The 20565-nt window shown below is 64.1% G+C and carries 18 protein-coding genes; 10 read left to right on the forward strand and 8 right to left on the reverse strand.

Going from position 1 to position 20565, the window contains the following annotated elements; all coding sequences use genetic code 11:
* The first annotated feature begins 17 nt into the window (after positions 1 to 17).
* From metH to ACRECS_RS13050, 3 genes are all read left to right on the forward strand, one after another.
* Complete coding sequence (metH, locus tag ACRECS_RS13040; protein ID WP_431583399.1) at positions 18 to 2612, forward strand: methionine synthase; 2595 nt, start codon at positions 18 to 20, stop codon at positions 2610 to 2612.
* Between the two features lie 111 nt (positions 2613 to 2723).
* A complete protein-coding gene (locus ACRECS_RS13045) occupies positions 2724 to 2990 on the forward strand; it encodes a hypothetical protein (RefSeq protein ID WP_431583400.1) in 267 nt (88 codons plus the stop codon).
* A gap of 495 nt (positions 2991 to 3485) precedes the next feature.
* Positions 3486 to 4418 carry a right-handed parallel beta-helix repeat-containing protein gene (locus ACRECS_RS13050; RefSeq protein WP_431583401.1) on the forward strand — a complete coding sequence of 311 codons (933 nt, stop codon included), beginning with the start codon at positions 3486 to 3488 and terminating at the stop codon, positions 4416 to 4418.
* 3 nt (positions 4419 to 4421) lie between these two features.
* Here the strand turns inward: ACRECS_RS13050 and ACRECS_RS13055 are convergent, their stop codons facing one another.
* Both ACRECS_RS13055 and ACRECS_RS13060 read right to left on the reverse strand, forming a co-directional pair.
* On the reverse strand, positions 4422 to 5423 hold the full coding sequence (locus ACRECS_RS13055) for a phytanoyl-CoA dioxygenase family protein (RefSeq protein ID WP_431583402.1): 1002 nt from the start codon (positions 5421 to 5423) through the stop codon (positions 4422 to 4424).
* Positions 5420 to 7090: an alkaline phosphatase family protein gene (locus ACRECS_RS13060; protein WP_431583403.1), complete on the reverse strand. Its 1671-nt coding sequence runs from the start codon at positions 7088 to 7090 to the stop codon at positions 5420 to 5422. Before ACRECS_RS13060 ends, ACRECS_RS13055 begins: the two co-directional genes overlap by 4 nt.
* 80 nt (positions 7091 to 7170) lie before the next feature.
* Here ACRECS_RS13060 and ACRECS_RS13065 point away from each other — a divergent pair, with 80 nt between their 5' ends.
* The 4 genes from ACRECS_RS13065 to ACRECS_RS13080 all read left to right on the forward strand — a co-directional run bounded on the left by ACRECS_RS13065 (position 7171) and on the right by ACRECS_RS13080 (position 12531).
* The gene (locus ACRECS_RS13065) at positions 7171 to 9204 is read left to right on the forward strand and encodes a protein-disulfide reductase DsbD family protein (protein WP_431583404.1); all 2034 of its coding nucleotides are present in this window, start codon (positions 7171 to 7173) and stop codon (positions 9202 to 9204) included.
* Positions 9205 to 9302: 98 nt separating this feature from the next.
* Positions 9303 to 10790, forward strand: coding sequence for a circularly permuted type 2 ATP-grasp protein (locus ACRECS_RS13070; RefSeq protein ID WP_431583415.1), 1488 nt, complete (start codon positions 9303 to 9305; stop codon positions 10788 to 10790).
* Positions 10790 to 11725, forward strand: a complete 936-nt coding sequence (locus tag ACRECS_RS13075) for an alpha-E domain-containing protein (RefSeq protein WP_431583405.1) — start codon at positions 10790 to 10792, stop codon at positions 11723 to 11725. The genes ACRECS_RS13070 and ACRECS_RS13075 overlap by 1 nt, the downstream gene beginning before the upstream one ends.
* Positions 11722 to 12531, forward strand: a complete 810-nt coding sequence (locus ACRECS_RS13080; protein ID WP_431583406.1) for a transglutaminase family protein — start codon at positions 11722 to 11724, stop codon at positions 12529 to 12531. The genes ACRECS_RS13075 and ACRECS_RS13080 overlap by 4 nt, the downstream gene beginning before the upstream one ends.
* A 27-nt stretch (positions 12532 to 12558) precedes the next feature.
* On the opposite strand, the gene ACRECS_RS13085 is transcribed toward ACRECS_RS13080, so the two are convergent.
* Positions 12559 to 13347 (reverse strand): arginyltransferase, encoded by a 789-nt coding sequence (locus ACRECS_RS13085; protein WP_431583407.1) that lies wholly within the window; start codon positions 13345 to 13347, stop codon positions 12559 to 12561.
* A gap of 291 nt (positions 13348 to 13638) precedes the next feature.
* A complete protein-coding gene (locus ACRECS_RS13090; RefSeq protein WP_431583408.1) occupies positions 13639 to 14892 on the reverse strand; it encodes a threonine ammonia-lyase in 1254 nt (417 codons plus the stop codon).
* A gap of 57 nt (positions 14893 to 14949) precedes the next feature.
* Here ACRECS_RS13090 and ACRECS_RS13095 point away from each other — a divergent pair, with 57 nt between their 5' ends.
* The 3 genes from ACRECS_RS13095 (at position 14950) to ACRECS_RS13105 (ending at position 17983) form a co-directional block, all read left to right on the forward strand.
* Positions 14950 to 15816: an NAD(P)-dependent oxidoreductase gene (locus ACRECS_RS13095; RefSeq protein ID WP_431583409.1), complete on the forward strand. Its 867-nt coding sequence runs from the start codon at positions 14950 to 14952 to the stop codon at positions 15814 to 15816.
* Complete coding sequence (locus ACRECS_RS13100; RefSeq protein ID WP_431583410.1) at positions 15813 to 17462, forward strand: amidohydrolase; 1650 nt, start codon at positions 15813 to 15815, stop codon at positions 17460 to 17462. Before ACRECS_RS13095 ends, ACRECS_RS13100 begins: the two co-directional genes overlap by 4 nt.
* A 62-nt stretch (positions 17463 to 17524) precedes the next feature.
* Positions 17525 to 17983 carry a GIY-YIG nuclease family protein gene (locus tag ACRECS_RS13105; protein ID WP_431583411.1) on the forward strand — a complete coding sequence of 153 codons (459 nt, stop codon included), beginning with the start codon at positions 17525 to 17527 and terminating at the stop codon, positions 17981 to 17983.
* On the opposite strand, the gene ACRECS_RS13110 is transcribed toward ACRECS_RS13105, so the two are convergent.
* The 4 genes from ACRECS_RS13110 to ACRECS_RS13125 form a co-directional block, all read right to left on the reverse strand.
* Positions 17899 to 18114, reverse strand: coding sequence for a helix-turn-helix transcriptional regulator (locus tag ACRECS_RS13110; RefSeq protein WP_431583412.1), 216 nt, complete (start codon positions 18112 to 18114; stop codon positions 17899 to 17901). The genes ACRECS_RS13105 and ACRECS_RS13110 overlap by 85 nt on opposite strands.
* A gap of 3 nt (positions 18115 to 18117) precedes the next feature.
* Entirely contained in the window at positions 18118 to 18537 is a 420-nt protein-coding gene (locus ACRECS_RS13115; RefSeq protein ID WP_431583413.1) for a hypothetical protein, read from the reverse strand.
* 169 nt (positions 18538 to 18706) lie between these two features.
* Positions 18707 to 19414 carry a response regulator transcription factor CtrA gene (gene ctrA, locus ACRECS_RS13120; protein ID WP_187763987.1) on the reverse strand — a complete coding sequence of 236 codons (708 nt, stop codon included), beginning with the start codon at positions 19412 to 19414 and terminating at the stop codon, positions 18707 to 18709.
* Between the two features lie 156 nt (positions 19415 to 19570).
* Positions 19571 to 20479, reverse strand: a complete 909-nt coding sequence (locus ACRECS_RS13125) for a LysR family transcriptional regulator (protein WP_431583414.1) — start codon at positions 20477 to 20479, stop codon at positions 19571 to 19573.
* Positions 20480 to 20565: the final 86 nt, after the last annotated feature.

Genomic DNA, 20565 nt, shown 5'->3' on the forward strand with positions numbered 1-20565 from the left:
AGGGGAGGAAGTTAAGAATGACCACCACCACCGCCCAGTTCGTCAATATCGGCGAACGCACCAACATCACCGGATCGGCGCGCTTCAAGAAGCTGATCATGGCGGATGACTATACTGCCGCCGTGGAAGTCGCGCGGCAGCAGGTGGAATCGGGTGCGCAGGTGCTCGACATCAATATGGACGAAGGGTTGCTCGACGCCGAAAAGGCGATGACCACCTTCCTCAAGCTGATTGCCGCCGAACCCGATATCGCGCGCATTCCGTTCATGATCGACAGCTCGAAATGGTCAGTGATCGAGGCCGGGCTGAAATGCGTCTCGGGCAAACCGATCGTCAATTCGATCAGCATGAAAGAGGGCGAAGCTCAGTTTCTGTCTCAGGCACGCAAGGTCATGGCGTACGGCGCCGCCGTGGTCGTGATGGCGTTCGACGAGGTCGGCCAGGCCGATACCCAGGCGCGCAAAGTCGAGATTTGCGGGCGCGCCTATGACCTGCTGGTCGGGATCGGTTTCCCGCCCGAGGACATCATCTTCGACCCCAATATCTTCGCCGTCGCAACCGGCATCGACGAGCATCGCCGCTATGCGATCGACTTTATCGAGGCATGCAAGGAGATCAAAATTCGCTGCCCGCATTGCCATATCTCGGGCGGCCTTTCGAACCTGTCGTTCAGCTTCCGCGGCAATGAACCGGTGCGCCGCGCGATGCACAGCGTGTTCCTTTATCATGCCATCCCTGCCGGGCTCGACATGGCGATCGTCAATGCCGGCCAGCTCGACATTTATGACGATATCGACCCCGAACTGCGCGAAGCGTGCGAGGATGTCGTCTATGACCGGCGGGATGATGCTACTGACCGGCTGATCGCGCTCGCCGAGCGTTATCGCGGCACTGACGCAGTGGCCGAGAAGGCGGCGGCGGAATGGCGCAGCCTCGATGTCAACAAGCGGCTCGAATATGCCCTGGTCAAGGGCATCGATATGCATGTGGTCGAGGATACCGAGGAAGCGCGGCTTGGGTTCGCGCGGCCAATCGAAGTGATCGAGGGGCCGTTGATGGACGGCATGAACGTGGTCGGCGACCTGTTCGGATCCGGCAAGATGTTCCTGCCTCAGGTCGTGAAATCGGCCCGCGTGATGAAAAAGGCCGTCGCTCATCTGCTGCCCTTTATCGAGGCGGCGAAGGAGCCGGGCGCGCGCGGCAAGGGCAAGATCATCATGGCGACCGTCAAGGGCGACGTGCATGATATCGGCAAGAACATCGTCGGCGTGGTGCTGCAGTGCAATGGCTTCGACGTGGTCGATATGGGCGTGATGGTGCCCTGGTCGGACATCCTCAAGGCCGCGAACGAGAATGACGCCGACATGATCGGCCTGTCGGGCCTGATCACCCCGTCACTCGACGAGATGGTCACCGTGGCCGAGGAAATGAAGCGCGCCGGCATGAAGATGCCGCTGCTGATCGGCGGCGCGACCACCTCCAAGGTGCATACCGCGCTGCGCATTGCCCCGGCCTATGACGGCCCGGTGGTGCATGTGCTCGACGCCAGCCGCGCGGTCGGCGTCGCTTCGACGCTGGTCAGCGATACGCAGAAGGACGGCTTCGTCCAGCGCACCGCAGACGAATATGAGGCGGTACGCGTGGCGCGCGCCAATAAGGGGCAGAGTGAGCTGATCCCGATCGCGGCGGCGCGCGCCAATGCCTTCCCGACCGACATGGCGCTGAAGCCCGGCGCGCCGGCGCAGCCCGGCCTGCATGTCTTCTCCGATTGGGATCTTAACGATCTTCGGGAAGTGATTGATTGGACGCCATTCTTCCGCGCATGGGAACTGGCGGGCAATTATCCCGCGATTCTCCAGGACGCGATTGTCGGCGAAAGCGCGCGCTCGCTGTTCGACGATGCCAATGCGATGCTCGACAAGATCATCGCGGAGAAATGGCTGACCGCGAAGGGTGTTGTCGGCCTGTGGCCGTGCCGCCGCGAAGGTGACGATGTGGTGATCGAGACGGAAGAGGAAGTGCGCATGCCCTTCCTCCGCCAGCAGATCGCCAAGCGCGAAGGCCGCGCCAATATGTGTCTGACCGATTTCATCGATCCGGCAGGCGACTGGATCGGCGGCTTCGCGGTGACGGCGGGTCACGGCATCGAACCGCATCTGGCGCGGTTTAAGGCCGATAATGACGATTATTCCGATATCCTGCTCAAGGCGCTGGCCGATCGCCTGGCCGAGGCATTCGCGGAGCGGCTCCATCAGCATGTCCGCACGACATTGTGGGGCTATGCCGAAGGCGAACAGCTGACCAACGAAGCGCTGATCCGCGAGCAATATCGCGGTATCCGCCCGGCGCCGGGCTATCCGGCCTGCCCCGATCACAGCGAGAAGCCGATGCTGTTCGACTTGCTCAGCGCAACCGAGGCAACTGGTATCATCCTCACCGAAAGCTTCGCGATGATGCCGACAGCGGCGGTCTCCGGCTTCTATTTCGGGCATCCTCAGGCGGAATATTTTGGTGTGGCGCGCGTCGGTCCGGATCAGGTTGCCGATTATGCCGCGCGGCGCGGCGCGGATCTGCCGACAGTGGAACGCTGGCTACGGCCCAATCTGGACTGATTTTTACACCGATCGCGTCGTGTCAGCCAAGCAGTGTGCGATTAGTCTTGCGAAGTGCTGGAAAGGGCATACTCTCCGAACAAAATAAAAGAGGGAGAAGGAGAATATGCGATGGGAACCCTGAACACGCTTGAAGGCTCGGGTGACGAGAGCCTGGTTATCCTGCAAAGCCTGCTTTGCCTGTTGCGTGAAAAGAATCTGCTGACCCGCGCCGATATCGAGGAATTGTGCGACCGCGTCTCGAGCCGCGCCAAGCAGGCCGAATGCGCGCCATTCCCGTGCAGCGAGAAAGCCGCAAACGTGGCCGCGGCCGAGATGGCCCGGATCGGCGGCTATATCGGCAGCCGTTATGGCGGCAAGCATCGCCGGGGGGTGTGAGCGGCGAGATTTTGCGGCGGCGCTTTCCGCGCTGACGTGATCGCAGGGGGCTTGGCCTGACCTGCTCGGCCTGAGCAAGTCGGGGAGCAGGCCGCGCGATGCATCGCGGAAGCGATTCAACAGTGATTTGGTCTGTGGCAGTGCAGGGCGGACGAACAGCCTCGGGTTGTGGTCCGCTCTTTCTCATCATCAATATTTCGGATGATCCGGTCGGCGCAGAACAGCCAGCAAGCTGGCTGATCGCTGGCTGATAAGCTGGCTGTTCCCTGGCTGTTATCCGATAACAGCCAGCATCGAATAAAATATTGATAATAAAGATAAATTTCACGTAAAACTCCAACTTAACAGCCAGAAAAAAACTTTTCCGCGATAACAGCCAGCCGGGCGGCCACCGCGCGGCATTCATCACGAGGGTTCGCAGCTCGACGGTTAACTCTCAATTTGCCTTCCTTCGCTAGGCTCTGCGCGGCATTCCCCGCCCAAAGGAGCTGCCTCATGCGCCGCATCATTCCGTTGATCGCTCTTGCCCTGACTGTACCTGCCGCCGCGCAACAGGGACGGGCGCCGTTCACCATCCAGGAAACCGGGCAGGGCTTCGCCACGATCGACGACGCGGTGCAATCGGTGCGCATGGGGACGGCCACGATCCTGATCGCGCCCGGCACCTATCGGCAATGCACGATTCAGGCGGGCGGGCGGATCACCTTCAAGGCAATCCAGCCGGGCACAGCGATCTTCGAGGGCGAGGCGTGCGAGGGCAAGGCGGCTTTCGTGCTGCGCGGCCAGGAATCGATCGTCGATGGCCTGATCTTTCGCGGCATCCGCGTCGATGACGGCAATGGCGCGGGCATCCGCACCGAAATGGGCAATCTGACGGTGCGCAATTCGATGTTCCTCGACAGTCAGGAGGGCATCCTGGGCGGCGAGCCGAACGGGCAGCGGATCGTCATCGATCGCTCGACTTTTGCCGGGCTGGGGCAGTGCGAGGAGACGGTGGATTGCAGCCACGGCATCTATCTCGCCAATCAGGGGTCAGTGACGGTGACCAACTCGCGCTTCGAACGCGGCACCGGCGGCCATTATGTCAAGCTGCGCGCGCCCAATGTCTCGATCACCGACAACAGCTTCGATGATACCGCGGGCAAGAAGACCAACTATATGATTGACCTGCCCGAAGGCGGCACCGGCCTGATCGCGCGCAACACCTTTGTGCAGGGCCGCAACAAGGAAAACTGGACCGGATTCATCGTCATTGCGGCGGAGGCCCGGAAATATCGCGCCGCCGGCCTCAGGATCGAGGGCAATGACGCCTCGCTCGCGCCGGGCGAGACGCGGTCACCGGCGTTCGTGGCGGACTATAGCCATGAACGCCTCGCAATCGGCGCCAACCGGCTCGGCGCGGGGATCAGGGCGTTCGAGACGCGCTGAACGCTACAGCCAGGGCCGTTCGGGCTGCGGCTCGGCCGAATACATCGTCAGATACTGGGCGAGGCGCGGGCGTGACGAGCGGTTGGGGCTTGCCCCATGCGGCAGGTCTTCGCGCCAGATCACCAGATCGCCCGTCCGCGCAGGAATCGTCACCGCTTCCGCCGATAGGTCGACCTCGCGCGGGTCCGCGTCGCCCAGACTGTCGAGCCAGGCGTCGATCCGGCGATGGAAACCCGGCACGAGCTGTAATGCACCCTGATCGGCCGTCGTATCAGTGAGGTAAAGGATACCCTGCGTCCCGAACGGGATCGGGCGAGTCAGGCTGGCATCCCAGTGAAGATGGGGCCCGGGGAAACTATGGCCCGGGCGTTCGGGCGGGTTGAAGCTCATGCGGTCGGTCGTCATCCACAGATCGGCCGTGCCCCATAATTGCGCGAACGCCTTGCGGATGCGCGGCGAGCGGCGGATGGCGGCCTGTGCCGGGTGCTGGAAATGCTGGATCATGATGCCTTGCCGGCGCGACTTGTCATACCAGCTATCGGGATCACCGGCTCGACCGCCGACCAGCTGCCAGAGCGCCTCCGTTGCTGCCTCTGCCTCGGCGGCGGTGATCGCGTCCCGCACCACGACCACGCCGTCTTCCGCCCAACCGGCCAGCTCTGCATCGCTCAGGACAGGCGGGGCGGCATCGATCGCGGCGAGCTGCGATTGAACCGCGTCCGGCGGCGCCGCGCCGTCGATCTGGGCATGATAGCGTGCCACCGTCACGGGATCGGGCATTCCCGCTATGTTCAGGATCCAGCCTACGAAGTTGTCATAATCAAGCCGATGGGTCCTCGCGTGCGTCGTCACCTGCTCGATTCCCAGACCAAGCGTATCCAGCAGTATCCGCCATTGCTCATAGGGCAGGGCCTCGCTCGACCGTCCGGTCAGCGAGGCCCAATAGGTGGTCAGACCGCGCACATGATCGAGCGGGCCGGCAATGGCGGACGGCGCGCTGCTCAACGGCAGGGCGCGCCTTTGCCCGCGCCGAGATCGAGGCACTTGCCGTCCACGCCCGGCACGGGCAGCCCGATCAGCGCCGCCAGGGTCGGGGCGATATCGACTGTCTCGACGCCGGCGGGCTGTTCGAAGCCGGTCATGCCCTTGCGCCAGAACAGGATCGGCACGCGGCGGTCATAATTATACGGGCTGCCATGCGTCGCGACGGAACCACCGCTGGGGCTGGGGATCGGCGTGATGCGCGGCTTCAGGAAAACCAGCAGGTCGCCCGAACGGGTCGGGTCATATGAGGCGCGCGCCTTCTGGATGAAGCTCCAGTTCTCGGGCGGACCCTTCGGCATCGGGCTTGCCGCGATCTGCTTGCCGGTCAGCACTTCGGCGACCTGCGGCATCGCCTTGTAACGGGCGATCGTCTCGGCCAGCACTGTCTTGCGCTGATCGACGGTCAGCGCAGTGGAAATCCAGACATCGCCATTGGGCATATCGCCGAACAACAGCGGTATGGTCAGGCCGAGCTTCTGGCCGATCGCTCTGCCCATATTCGCCGGTGCCAGAGCGACGTCGACGCGTTGCGCCTCCGGCATGCCCTGCAGGACTTCGCGCTCGGGCAGGTCGTTGCCGCCATGGTCGGCGGTGAGCACGACCTGATAATCGACCCCGGTCCGGTCGAGCACGTCGAAAAAGGCGCCGAGCGTGGCATCAAGATTGGCGAGCTGGATGCACATCTCCGCGCCGTCGGTGCCGTAGGTGTGGCCGACATAGTCGGTCGCCGATGCGCCGACCGAAATGATGTCGGTTGCCGGGCCCTGACCAAGCTTCATGTCCTGCACCAGCCCTGCCGCCAGCGCGACGATCGAGGCGTCAAATGCGGGCGATGCGCGAAAACCGCGCGTGTCGCCGGCGGCGCGTTCGAAATGGCCGGTGCCGACGGTCTTGTCGCCGCCGATCGGGATTGCCTTGTCGCGGACGGTACACCAGGCGGGTACTTCAAGCGCCGGTTGGGCTTTCGCGATCAGCGCGGCGGTCGCGGTGTTGGCCCGCGTCACCACGCCGGGCTCGGTGCGCCCGGCATAGGAGACGAAGGCCTTGCCGTCCCACCACCACAGCTCATCGACCTTGTGGCCGCCCATCATCACCGCAGCGCGGTCCTTGCCCGCAACCGAGACGACTCGAGTCCGCGGGTCAGCCGCTTTCATCCGCTCGCCCAGCGTCGGGACCTTCAGATGCTTGTCGGACACGGTGTATTTGCCCGAATTGCTGCCCGGCACGCTCTCATCCTCGGCGCAATAGACCTGCTTGTCGGTGCGCGGCGCGGCCTGGTCGACCCAGTTATTGGCGATGATGCCGGTATGGGCGGGGCGATAGCCGGTCAGGATGGTCGAATGGCCGGGGCAGGTCTCGGTCGCGGCATGGCTCTGAAAGCCTGACGGGAAGACGGCGCCTTTCAGCAAGCGGGCGAAACCGTCCGTGAAATAGGCCCGGTTCTTGTCGAGCAGATCGGCGGAGAACTGGTCGACCGAGATCGCGACGATCAGCTTCGGCGCAGTCTTGGGCGGTGTCATCTTGACCGGGGCAATCACCGGCGCGGTCGATCCCGGTGCCGTTTGCGCGCTGGCGGGTAGGGTGATGAGTGCTGCGGCAAGGGCGAGGGTCGACGCCAGAGTCTTCATGCTAATTCCTTTTCGGGGCCGGTGCATTGCGCTTCGCGGCAATGTATGGGCGAGGTCGGATGATGCGGCAAGGATGCCCAATGCGCGGTTTATATTGCCTGTTTGTGACGCTGTTGGCGCTGTTGGCCGTTCCCGCCGCCGCGGAGTCGCCGGCCCCGCCGGGCGCCGGGCCGCATCTCGCCATCACGCTGGTCGCGGAAAGCGAACGGCCGGCGGCGGGTAGTGAGGTGACGCTGGCGCTTGACACGCGCCCGGAGGCCGGCTGGCACGGCTATTGGCTCAATCCCGGCGATGCCGGCTTCCCGGCAAAGCTCGACTGGACTCTGCCCGCCGGCGTGACCGTGAGCGAGCCGCGCTATCCGGTCCCCGGCACGCTGCTGATCGCCGGCCTGATGAACTATGTGTTCGAAAAGCCCTACGCGCCGCTGGTCACGCTGAAGATCCCGGCGGGACTCGCGCTGGGCAGCAAGCTGCCGATACGGTTGAAGGCCGCCTATCTGGTCTGCTCGGCAACGGTTTGCGTGCCGGAAAGCGCCAAGCTCACACTCGATCTGGTCGTCGGCGACGGGTCGATCGCACCCGCCGCGCGTACGACCTTCGATGCCTGGCGGCGCGCGATCCCCAGGCCGCTCGACGCGAAGGCGACCTGGCAGGTCGCGAACGGCGTCGCGACGATCGCGATCCCTTATCCGGCGAGTGCGCCGCTCAAGGACGCCTATTTCTTCCCGCTGACCATGAATGCGATCGACTATGCCGCGCCGCAACAGGTAACGCGGGATGGCGACCGCGTGATCCTCTCGACCAAGGGCAAGGTGGCCGGCGCGCTTTCCGGCGTGCTGCGGATCGGTGAGGGCCAGGGCCTTACGGTGACGGCGGAGCCGGGCGTGGTCGCCGGGGCAGCGGAAGGCGGCGGCGCGACCGAAAGTGGCGGCGTGCTGGTCGCGACGCTGCTGGCGTTCGGCGGCGCAGTGCTTGGCGGCCTGCTGCTCAACATCATGCCATGCGTGTTCCCGATCCTCAGCCTCAAGGCGCTGAGCCTGGCGCGCGGGCATCTTGACGAGCGCACCGCGCGGCGCGAGGCGCTTGGCTATACCGCCGGGGTCGTCGCAGTGTGCGTCGCACTGGGCGGCGCGATCCTGGCGCTGAGGGCAGGAGGCAGCGCGGTCGGCTGGGCGTTTCAGCTGCAGGATCCGCGCATGATCCTGTTGCTGCTGCTGCTCACCGTGGCGATCGCGCTGAACCTCGGCGGGTTGTTCGAGATTCCGACCCCGGCCTTTGTCGGCAATTCTGGCGGCGTCGGCGGCGCCTTCGCGACCGGCGCTTTGGCGGCGTTCATCGCCACACCGTGCACCGGGCCGTTCATGGGCGTGGCGCTGGGGGCGGCGCTGATCCTGCCTTGGCCGGCGGCGCTGGCGGTGTTTGCCGGGCTTGGGCTCGGGCTGGCGCTGCCGTTCCTCGCGCTTGGCTTCGTGCCGGCGTTGCGCAAGCGGCTGCCCAGGCCGGGCGCGTGGATGGAGACCTTCCGCCACATCCTCAGCGTGCCGATGTGGCTCACCGCGATTGCGCTGGCCTGGGTGCTGGGGCGCCAGGCGGGGATCAACGGCATGACTTTGGGGTTGATCGCCGGGCTCGGCATCGCCCTGACCCTGTGGGTGGCGGGCCGGCGACAGGCACGCGGCCTGTCATTCGGTATTGCTGCGACGCTCGCCTTGCTGGCGGTCGCAGGCGGTGCGATCGCCTTTGTCGAGCGATCGGCGGCCGCACCGGTACAGACGGCGGGCAGCGAAGCGTTCAGTGAAGCGCGCCTCGCCGCACTGCGCGCTGAGGGACGGCCGGTCTTTGCCTATTTCACCGCGGACTGGTGCCTGACCTGCAAGGTCAACGAGGCGGCGGCGATCGATGTCGCATCGACTCGCGATGCATTCGCGGCGGGCAAGGTCGCGGTGCTGGTCGGTGACTGGACCGATGGCGATCCGGTGCTCGGCCGCTTCATCGAACAGCACAACCGCGCCGGCGTGCCGCTCTATCTTTACTATGCGCCGGGGGCGGCCGAGCCACAGATCCTCCCGCAAGTGCTGACTCCGGGCCTGCTGAGCGATCTGGCCAGGAAGTAGAAAGCTCCTCCTCGAGGTAAAATCGAAACGCCCCTTGTGCGCCGCAGCAATTCGTCGCAGCATGGAACTTGTCGGTGCTGGGGGGCTTTAAGGTTTCGATGGGGAAACGACACGCGTTCGACGAGATCATGGGCCAGAGCGGCAACGCCACGCCGCGCCCCGAACTCGCCGCGCTTGGCCGCTGGATCGACGAAACCCCCGATGGCGAATTGCGCCGCCGCCAGCAAAGCGCCGAGGCGACCTTCCGCCAGCTTGGCATCACCTTCGCAGTGTACGGTGACAGCGACGCAAGCGAACGCATCATCCCGTTCGACATCGTACCGCGCATCTTCCTCGCCGATGAATGGGCGCGGTTGTCCGAAGGGCTGATCCAGCGCGTCGAGGCGATCAACGCGTTCCTCGATGACATCTATGGTGCGCGGAAGATCCTTGATGCGGGCGTGCTGCCGCCCGACCTGATCTTCGGCAACCCGCAGTTCCGCCCCGAAATCGCCGGCATTCGCCCGCCGCACGGCATCTGGGCGCATATCTGCGGTATCGACCTGGTGCGCACCGGCCCGGACGAGTTCTTCGTGCTGGAGGACAATGCCCGGACACCCTCCGGCGTGAGCTATATGCTCGAAAACCGCGAGGCGATGCTGCGGCTCTGCCCCGAACTGTTCCGCGAATTCCGCGTCGCGGCGGTCGATTCCTATCCCGACCGCCTGCTCGAAACCATGAAGTCGGTCGCGCCCAATGGCGTAGTCGCACCGGTCTGCGTCGTGTTGACGCCGGGTCACTACAATTCGGCCTATTACGAACACAGCTTCCTCGCCGACTCCATGGGGATCGAGCTGGTCGAGGCGGCCGACCTGCTGGTCGATGACGATGTGGTATGGATGCGCACCATTGCCGGGCGCGTGAAGGTCGATGTGATTTATCGCCGCATCGACGATGACTATCTCGATCCTTTGGTGTTCAATCCCAATTCGATGCTTGGCGTGCCTGGGCTGATCTCGGCCTATGCGGCGGGCAATGTCGCGCTGATCAATGCCCCGGGCAACGGCATCGCCGACGACAAGGCGATCTACAGCTACATGCCGGAGATCGTGAAATTCTATTCCGGGGCAGAGCCGAGGCTGCCCAATGTCGAGACGTGGCGCTGTCGCGAGCCGCAGGCGCTGAAATATGTCCTTGATCATCTGGAGGATCTGGTGGTCAAGCTGGTCGATGGTTCGGGCGGTTACGGCATGCTGGTCGGCCCGACTGCGACCAGACAGGAAATCGCCGATTTCCGCGCCGCGCTGATCGCCGAACCGCATCGCTACATCGCCCAGCCGACCCTCGCTCTGTCGACCGTGCCGACGCTGAGCGACACCGGCCTGTCGCCGCGCCATGTCGATTTCCGGCCCTTTGTGCTGATGGGCTCGAAGGGCGTGCAGGTTGTGCCTGGCGGCCTGACCCGCGTGGCGTTGAAGGAGGGGTCGCTGGTGGTGAACTCGTCCCAGGGCGGCGGGACCAAGGACAGCTTCGTGCTGATCGACGGCGGCAATGTGCAGGGCCAGACCCAGTCACAGGGCGGCATGACGCAGAGCCAGGGTGCCTGATGCTCTCGCGCACCGCTTCCTCGCTCTACTGGCTTGGCCGCTATATCGAGCGGGCGGATTTCATTGCCCGCCTGGTCGAGGCCACGGTGCGCCTCGATGTCCTGTCGCCACGGCCTGCCGGCGAGGCGGCCTGGGCCAGTGCGCTGGCAGTGACCGAGACCGACGAAGCCTTCAAGGCAAGCGGGGAAACGATCAGCCAGCAGCATGTCGCGCGTTTCCTGACGCTCGACGTCACGCATCCGGGGTCGATCGTGCGCTGCCTCGACATGGCGCGCAACAATGCCAAGGCCGTGCGCACTGCGCTGACCCGTGAGGCCTGGACCGCGATCAACCGCGCCTGGCTGATGTTCAATGGCCGGTCGAGCCCGGGCGGGGCGATGGCGACGCTCAATCTGGTCGAAGCGGTCAAGACCGAGGCGCGCGGGTTCGAGGGCGCGATCCACCGCATGCTGCGCAACCAGACCACCTGGTTCATCCGCCTGGGCCAGGCGGTCGAGCGCGCCGACAACACCGCGCGGCTGCTCGACGTGAAATATCACCTGTTGTTGCCGGAGGGCGAGCGGGTCGGTGGTGTGGTCGATCGCGATCAATGGACCACGATCCTGCAGACCGTCTCCGCCGTCACCGCCTATCGCTGGCTCTATTCGGAAGGATTGAAGCCGGCCAACGTGATCGACCTGTTGATTGCGCGGCCCGAGCTGCCGCGGTCGCTGGCCGCGTCGTCTGAGGAAACATTGGAAATCCTCAACCTGCTCGCCAAGCGGACCGGCTTGCACGGCGAGGCGGATCGCATGGCGCGCATGCGCCAGTCGCGACTGGTCAAGACGCGCTCCGGCGAAGTGATTGCGAGCGGGCTGCATCAATATCTTCAGGCGTTCAACGCGGAGAACAATCTGCTTCACGATGCCATCGGACGGCAGTTCAAATTCGGATGAGGCTGACGGTCGATCATCGCACGACCTATCGCTTCTCGTCCCCGCAAGGGCGCCTCATTCAGCTCCTGCGTCTCACGCCGGGCGGGACCGATGGGCAGGCGGTGGCCAATTGGGGCATCCATGTCGATTGCGACGCGCGGATGCGCCACGGGCGCGACGGCTTCGGCAATCGCACCACGATGCTGTATGTCGAGGGACCGATCGAAAGCATCGAGATCGAAGTGTCGGGTGAGGTGCTGACCAATGGCAGCGACGGGGTTTTGCACGGCGCGGTCGAGCCGCTGCCGCCCGCCCTGTTTCGCCGCACGACTGTGTTGACCGAAAGTGACGCGGCGCTCGCGGCCTTCACCGGCGATGCGGTAAGCGGGCAGGGTGACACCATCGCGCGCTTGCACACACTCAATCTGGCGCTGCACGACCGGTTCACGCTGGATCGCGGCCGTCCGGTGGCGGGGCGGACCGCGGCTCAGGCCTTTGCGCTGGGAACCGTCACCTCCCGCGACCTGGCGCAGATGTTCGTTGCCGCCGCACGCTCGCTTGACCTGCCTGCGCGCTATGTTTCGGGCTACAGCACCGCCTGTTTCGCCGGGGACACCAGCCCGGCGCCGCATGGCTGGGCCGAGGCGCACGTGGAAGGGCTGGGCTGGGTCGCGTTCGACCCTTGTACCGGCCTGTGCGCCGATGAGGCCTATGTTCGCGTCGCTGTCGCGCTCGATTCAGCCGGCGCTGCGCCCGTCGCGGGATCGCGGCTGGGCGAGGGCGATGAAGAGCTGGATGTCGATGTGATGGTGGAAAAGGGGCAGTAAGGCCGGCCGGGATTGGGCCGGCTTTGGTCAGGCGAGCTCACCCTCAAGCGCAGCCTGGGTGGTTGCCGACACGGCAACCGGCTCGTCGACCAGCAAATGCCAGCCCGACGGCCCGAGCACCTCGAGCGGACGATAGCGCGTCTTGTACTCCATCCGCGCCGATCCCTTCACCCAATAGCCCAGATAGACATAGGGCAGGCCGGCGGAGCGGGCGCGCAGGATGTGATCCATGATGATGAAATTGCCGAGACCGGGACGGTCGGCGGCATCGGCATCGAAGAAGCTGTAGATCATCGAGAGCCCGTCGGCCTGCTGGTCGGTCAGGCAGGCGCCGATCAGCCGGCCCTGACGGCCATTCTGCGTCGGCTCGCGATATTCGATGATGAAACTGTTGACCGGCGAATGCTCGACCATGTCGGCATAATCGCCTTCGTCCATGCCCGCCATGCCGCCGCCGGGGTGGCGCGACGCGAGATAGCGGCGCAGCAACTGGAATTGCTCATCGGTTGCCCAGGGGCGGCATGCGGTGACGTCGAGATCGGCGTTGCGCTTGATCAGCTTGCGCTGTGTCGCATTGGGCTCGAATTCGTGTGCGACCACGCGAACGGAGACACAGGCGGTGCAACTGGCGCAGCTCGGGCGATAGGCGACCGACTGGCTGCGCCGGAAACCAATCCGGCCGAGTGCGTCGTTCAGCTCACCGGCATGCGGGCCGTTCAGTTCGGTAAAGACCTTCCGTTCCTGGCGGCCGGGCAAATAGGGGCATGGCGACGGGCTGGTCACGAAAAAGCGTGGAAAACGAAATGGTGCAGTCACCGCCCGAAAGCCCTTCTACTGCCGGTGCAAAGGTCCGGCTCAGGGGTGTTATGAATCGTGCTGATCGTGATGAAAAGCGGCTTTACCATGAATGAAGGTTAACGCGGCGCATTTTACTTAGAAAGGGGTGGTTTTCGAAACCCTGTGCGCTGGCGAAACAATTTAGCGCATACGCTGGCAGCGTGGAAGCTGTCCGGCATGCGGTTGGGCGCACGTCAGATTCGATTCACCGATTATCTTCACCAATTAAGGACGGCGGCGCACTGGATCCTCCGCAAGATTCCAGTCCGATCAGGCGAGTTCGACCGGGCTCGCTTCATATCCCGCTTCAGTCAGCGCAACCATCAGCCGGTCGAGATGCGCGCGGTCGCGCGTTTCGCATTCGATATCGGTGATCAACCCCTTGGCAGGCAGGGTTGTGAAGACCCGCTGGTGGTAGATTTCGATGATGTTCACGCGCTGTTGGTCAAAGATCCGCGCGACATTGAACAACGCCCCGGGCTGATCCTGCAAGCGGATGCGCAGCCGGGCGAGCCGGCCGGAGCGCGCCAGGTCGCGCAGCAGGACATTGGCGAGCAGCCGCGTGTCGATATTGCCGCCGCACAAGATGACGCCGACAGTCTTGCCCTTGAAGCGCTCAGGATGCTGCAGCAGCGCGGCAAGACCCGCGGCACCCGCGCCTTCGACCACCGTCTTTTCGATTTGAAGCAGCAGACTGACCGCTTCTTCCAGGCTGCGTTCGCTGACCAGCACGATATCGTCGACCAGCTGCCGGACCATCCCGCTGGTGATGACCCCGGGCTCCTTGACCGCGATACCTTCGGCGAGCGTGTCGCCGGCGCAGGGCATGCTGGTGCCGTTGATGCGGTTGTACATCGACGGGAAGAGCTCGGCTTCTACGCCGATCACTTCGATCGGAGGGCCGCCCGCCTTTTCGCTGACGGCGCGCGCCACGACGGCCATGCCGGAAATCAGCCCGCCACCGCCGATCGGCGTGATGAGCGTGTCGATCGCCGGCACGTCCTCGAGCATCTCGATCGCGACCGTGCCTTGCCCGGCGATGACGCGGACATCGTCGAACGGGTGGACGAAGGTATAGCCGCGCTCGCCCTCAAGCTCGCGCGCATGGGCATAGGCCGCGTCAAAGGTCTCGCCGTACAGCACGACATTGGCGTGATGCCCCTCGGTCTGGGTGACTTTCACCGTCGGGGTGTTGGTCGGCATCACGATCGTCGCGGGAATGCCGAGGCGGTGCGCATGATAGGCCAGCCCCTGGGCATGGTTGCCGGCTGACGCCGCGATCACGCCTTTGGTCTCGGGATTCAACTGCATCAGCGTGTTGAGGGCGCCGCGCTCCTTGTAAGCGGCAGTGAACTGGAGATTCTCGAACTTCAGATAGACCGTGGCGCCGGTCAGCTGCGACAGCGTCTTGCTGATGAAAGTGGGCGTCCGCACGATCGAGCTGGCAATCCGCGCATGCGCGGCACGGACATCATCGATGGTGACGGGGAGCTGTTCAGCGGCGGACAGAAGATCAGTAGCCATAAGCGATCGCGCCTAGACCATCTGGCGCGGCGGGGGAACACGGCTTATGCGCAGCGCATGGCTGAAATCGCATTCATCGGAACCGGCGTCATGGGCGCGCCGATGGCGGGGCATCTTGTCGCCGCCGGGCACAATGTTACCGTCTATAATCGTTCGCCCGACAAGGCGGCGGCATGGGCGGCGCAATATGGCGGGCGATCTGCCGCCACTGCGCTTGACGCAATCGCCGGTGCCGGGGTGCTGGTCACCTGTGTCGGCAATGACGCCGATCTCGACGCGCTGCTGTTGCACAGTCCCGATGCGATGGAGCAGCTGCGCGGCGGGTTGATCATCGATCACACCACGGTATCGGCGCGGATCTCGCGCGATATTTGCGACGCGGCGGCTTCGTTCGACATCGAATTCGTCGATGCACCGGTTTCGGGCGGGCAGGCGGGTGCCGAGAAGGGCGCATTGTCGGTGATGTGCGGCGCGCGGTCACCAGAAGCCTTTGCCCGTGCCGAGGCGATCGTCGCGGCCTATGCCGCGCGGACGATCCATGTCGGCGGTCCGGGCGCGGGGCAGCAGACCAAGATGGTCAACCAGATTGCCATCGCCGGTGTATTGCAGGGCCTGTCCGAAGCCTTGCGCTTCGCTCAGGCGAGCGAGCTCGATACCGCCAAGGTGTTTGAGGCGATCTCTGGCGGTGCGGCGCAGAGCTGGCAGATGGTCAATCGCTGGCAATCCATGAGTGAGGACCGGTTCGATTTCGGCTTCGCCGTCGATTGGATGCGCAAGGACCTTGGCCTTGCACTGGACGAAGCGAAGGGGAATGGCGCGGTGCTACCGGTCGCGGCGCTGGTCGATCAATTCTATGCCGAAGTGCAGAAGCTGGGCGGCGCGCGTCAGGATACGAGTTCGCTGGTGAGGAGACTGCCGAAGTGAGGCGCTTTCTAGCTGCGGCGGCTGCGTTGCTGGCGCTTTCCATCACTCCAGCATTCGCCGATGCACTGGTCGACAACGTCAACGGCATCACGATGGACAAGGATGGCAAGGTCATCCAGTTCACCGGCCTGATCATGACCCCTGACGGCAAGGTCGTAAAACTGCTCAAACAGGGCGACAAGCGCCCCGACAAGCTCGACTGGCGCGCCGACATGAAGGGCAAGGTCATGTTGCCCGGCTTCATCGACGCGCATGGCCATGTGATGGATCTTGGCTTTCGCGCGCTCGAACTCGACCTGTCTGGCACGAAATCGCTCGAAGAGGCGAAGTCGAAGATCGCGGCTTATGCGGCGGCCAACCCGGACCGCAAATGGATCCTTGGCGGCGGCTGGAACCAGGAGGTATGGGGCCTTGGCCATTTTCCGACCGCCGCCGATCTCGATGCGGTGGTCAGCGATCGCCCGGTCTGGCTGTCGCGCGCTGACGGCCATGCCAGCTGGGGCAATAGCCTGGCGATGAAGGTGGCGGGGGTGACTGCCAAGAGCGTCTCGCCGGCTGGCGGCCGGATCGAGAAGACTGGCCCGTTGCCCAACGGCCTGTTCGTCGATGCCGCGCAGTCATTGGTCGCGAAAGTCGTGCCGCCGCCGCTGCCGCGCGACCGCAACAGCGCGCTGCTCAAGGCGCAGGAGATCCTGCTTGGCTTCGGCATCACCGCCACGGCCGATATGGGCACTACGCTCGACGACTGGCTTGCCTATCGCCGCATGGGCGACAAGGGATCACTGCGCATCCGCATCATCAGCTATTCGTCCGGCGTCGAGCCCGCGATTCAGATCGCCGGCAATGGCCCGACGCCGTGGCTCTATAATGACAAGCTGCGCCTGGTCGGTGTGAAGCTCTATGCCGACGGTGCGCTCGGCTCGCGCGGGGCGTGGCTCAAGGCGCCTTACGCCGATGCGCCGAAGGAACTCGGTCTCGGCTTCATGTCCGACGATGTGATGCGCAACCTGATGAGTCGCGCCGCGATGGACGGTTTTCAGGTCGCGGTCCATGCGATCGGTGACCGGGCCAATGCCGAAGTGCTCAATGCGATCGACGCGATGGCCGACACCTATAAGGGCGACCGGCGCTGGCGCATCGAACACGCCCAGATCGTCGACCCCGCTGACCTGCCGCGCTTTGGCAAGAACGGTATCATCGCCTCGATGCAGCCAGTTCACCAGACGAGTGACCGCGGCATGGTCGAAGCACGACTGGGCGAAGCACGCCTCGCTGGCGCTTATGCCTGGGCATCGATGCTCCGCAATGGGGCCGGGCTGGCGTTCGGGTCGGACTATCCGGTCGAAAGCCCCGATCCCTTTGCCGGCTGGGCCGCGGCCTTTACCCGGATGGACGCGAGCGGCCAGCCCTTTGGTGGGTGGCGCCCGGAGGAACGGGTGAGCCGCGAACAGGCCTGGTGGGCGTTCACCGGCGGTGCCGCCTATGCCGGATATGCTGAGGACAAGTTCGGGCGGCTCGGCGTCGGGCAACGCGCGGATTTCATCATCGTCGATCGCGATCCGTTGCTCGCATCACCGACCGATCTGCGCGCGACCAAGGTGCAGGAGACCTGGGTCGGTGGCGAGAAAGTGTGGGAGCGGAAGTAGGTCGAGCATATCTCGTCACCCCGGACTTGTTCCGGGGTCCACCGGGCGGCAAATGGTGAATCATGAGAGAGCGTCAGCCCTGCGTCTATCTTCTCTCAAGCGGCTATAACGGCCGGCTCTATTGTGGCGTAACCTCGAACCTGATCGGCAGAATCCAGCAGCACCGTGACGAGGTATTCGACGGATTCACCAAGCGTTACGGTATCAAACGGCTAGTCTGGTTCGAAGTCGCCGAGACGATGGAAGCGGCGATCGCGCGCGAAAAGAGGATCAAGAAATGGCCGCGCGACTGGAAGCGAAACCTGATCGAACGTGACAATCCCGCGTGGAATGATCTGGCGGTTGGGTTTGGCTTGCCGCCATTGAGCGGAGCGCGCCCGGCGTGGTGGACCTGGAACAAGTCCGGGGTGACGGAGGGAGGGCAGGCGAAGCAAGCTCACCCCTCCCACCCGAACACATCCTCCAGGCCGACCCCGAACACGCGCGAGATGCGAAATGCGCTCTCCAGTGATGGTGAATAACGGCCCTGCTCGATCGCGATGACGGTCTGCCGGGTGACGCCGATCGCCTCGGCCAGCGCCGACTGGCTCATGCCGCCATGTTGTTCGCGCAGTTCGCGCACGCGATTGGTGATGGGCGGGCGTTTCGCCATGGCTCAATTTCCCCGGCGATAGAGCAGGATGAGGAAGAGATAATCGGCCAGCGTGGCGACGATCATGGCGCCCATCACGAGATGGAACAGCAGATTGCCGTCATTGATGAAGAGGTAATTGCCCAGCGCCGAGAAAATGCCGACCGACAGGACGTAGCCGGACCAGTTGCCCGCCCGGTCGATCATGCCCCGTTCGCGCTCGTCCGCCGGGGCGCCGGCTTCTCTGGGAGAGAGGAGCGCGAGAATGATCTGCGAAACCGCCGAGATGATTGCGACCATGACGACATAGCCGATCAGCGGCCCGATCGGCGGCGCGGTGTGCCCCAAGGCATCCGAGGCGGCGGTGACAACGAGATAATACCAGATGCCGGTGCCGGCGATGACCAGCGACATGACCCAAGCCGACTTTTCCCGAAACGACATGATGAGTTCCTGTGATGTAAAAGATTTCATACAGGCCATATCGTCAAAGATTTTTGACATGTCAAATATAATTTACATCGACAGAAAGGTGATCGACGCCGGACGCAAAAAGGGCCGCGGCTCCCCCTGAAGCCGCAGCCCTATGGATACCCTGTTAAGGGGAAAGTATTCAGGCGACTTCGGGAACCGGTTCCGCATTCTCATCCGGCTCGCGCAGCACATAGCCGCGGCCCCAGACGGTCTCGATGTAATTCTCGCCGTCACAGGCCAGGCTGAGCTTCTTGCGCAGCTTGCAGATAAACACGTCGATGATCTTGAGCTCCGGCTCGTCCATCCCGCCATAGAGATGGTTGAGGAACATTTCCTTGGTCAGCGTGGTGCCCTTGCGCAGCGAAAGCAGCTCAAGCATCGCATATTCCTTGCCGGTCAGATGGACGCGGCTGCCATCGACTTCGACCGTCTTGGCGTCGAGATTGACGGCGAGCTTGCCGGTGCGGATGACCGACTGGCTATGCCCCTTGGAACGGCGCACCACGGCATGAATGCGGGCGGTGAGTTCTTCGCGGTGGAAGGGCTTGGTGACGTAATCGTCGGCGCCGAAGCCGAAGCTGCGCACCTTGGAATCCATTTCGTTGATGCCCGACAGGATCAGCACCGGCGTCTGCACCCGGGCGACGCGGAGCTTTTTCAGCACGTCGTAACCATGCATGTCAGGCAAATTCAGGTCGAGCAGGATGATGTCGTAATCATACAGCTTGCCCAGATCGAGGCCTTCCTCGCCCAGATCCGTCGTATAGACGTTGAACCCCTCGGTCGTCAGCATGAGCTCGATCGCCTTGGCGGTCGTCGGCTCGTCCTCGATCAGCAACACGCGCATCGGCCGTTCCCCTGTCACTCAAAGGTTGTCACTCGCGGCGTCCGATGCCCCCTTCGGCTCGACCCAACCTGCGAACAAACCATTAACCTGATCAGTGATGAAGGTAAAAGGTTAATTTCAAATTAATCGGCCTGACTCCACGAGTCGCGGGGAGTCTCAGCTACCGGATTCATCACATAGGTTGCGGAACCGTTCGCTCAGAAAGGCAATCAGCGCCTCGACCCGGGCCGGACGAAGGCTACTCGGCGGGGTCATCAGGTGCAATGCGATCGGCGGGCCGCGCCAATCGGTCATGATCGCTTCCAATGTGCCGTTCAGCAGGTCGGCTCCGACGATGAAGTCGGGCAGGGTGCCGATGCCGAGCCCGGCCCGGAGCGCCGGGAGCAGAGCATCGCCATTATTGGCGCGCAGCGGCCCGGTCGGCCGCACCGCCGCCTCGCCGCCATCCGGCCCGGAGAAACGCCATGGGCCGGTGACATTGGTATAGGCGAAACAGGGATGTTCGCCGAGTTGTGCCGGATGCGTCGGGCGGCCATGCTTTGCGAGATAGTCGGGCGAAGCGACGATATGCGTCTTGATCGCGCCCAGGCGGCGGGCGCGCAGCGAACTGTCGGGCAGGTCGGCGATGCGCAGCGCGATATCGAAGCCCTCGGCGACAATATCGACCTTGGCGTCGGAGAGGTGCAGGTCGATCTCGATCCCGGGATGCGCGGCAAGGAACTCGGCGACGGCCGGCGCGACCTTGGCCAGGCCGAGCGTCATCGGCGCGGTCATGCGGACCAGCCCGGTCGGCGCGGTCGCCGCATCGCGCGCCGCTTCTTCCGCTGCGTTGGCTTCGGCCAGGATACGCGCGGCATGTTCGGCCAGGCCCTTGCCGTTTTCGGTCAGGGTCAGTCGACGTGAATTGCGGTGGAATAGCGACTGGCCAAGATGCGCTTCGAGCCGAGTGATCGCCTTCGATACCGTTGCCTTGGAAACGCCGATCGCATCGGCCGCGCCGCTGAACGAGCGGTGATCGACCACGCTGGCGAAGATCGCCCAGGCTTCGAGATCGGGTAATCGCATAGTCGAGATCCTTCCTGGGGACTTAATCCTCCCCGGAACGGGGAGGGGGACCGCCCGCTGACTGTAAGCGGGTGGTGGAGGGGGCG

The sequence above is a fragment of the Sphingomonas sp. genome, from assembly GCF_050725575.1.
GTDB lineage: Bacteria > Pseudomonadota > Alphaproteobacteria > Sphingomonadales > Sphingomonadaceae > Sphingomonas.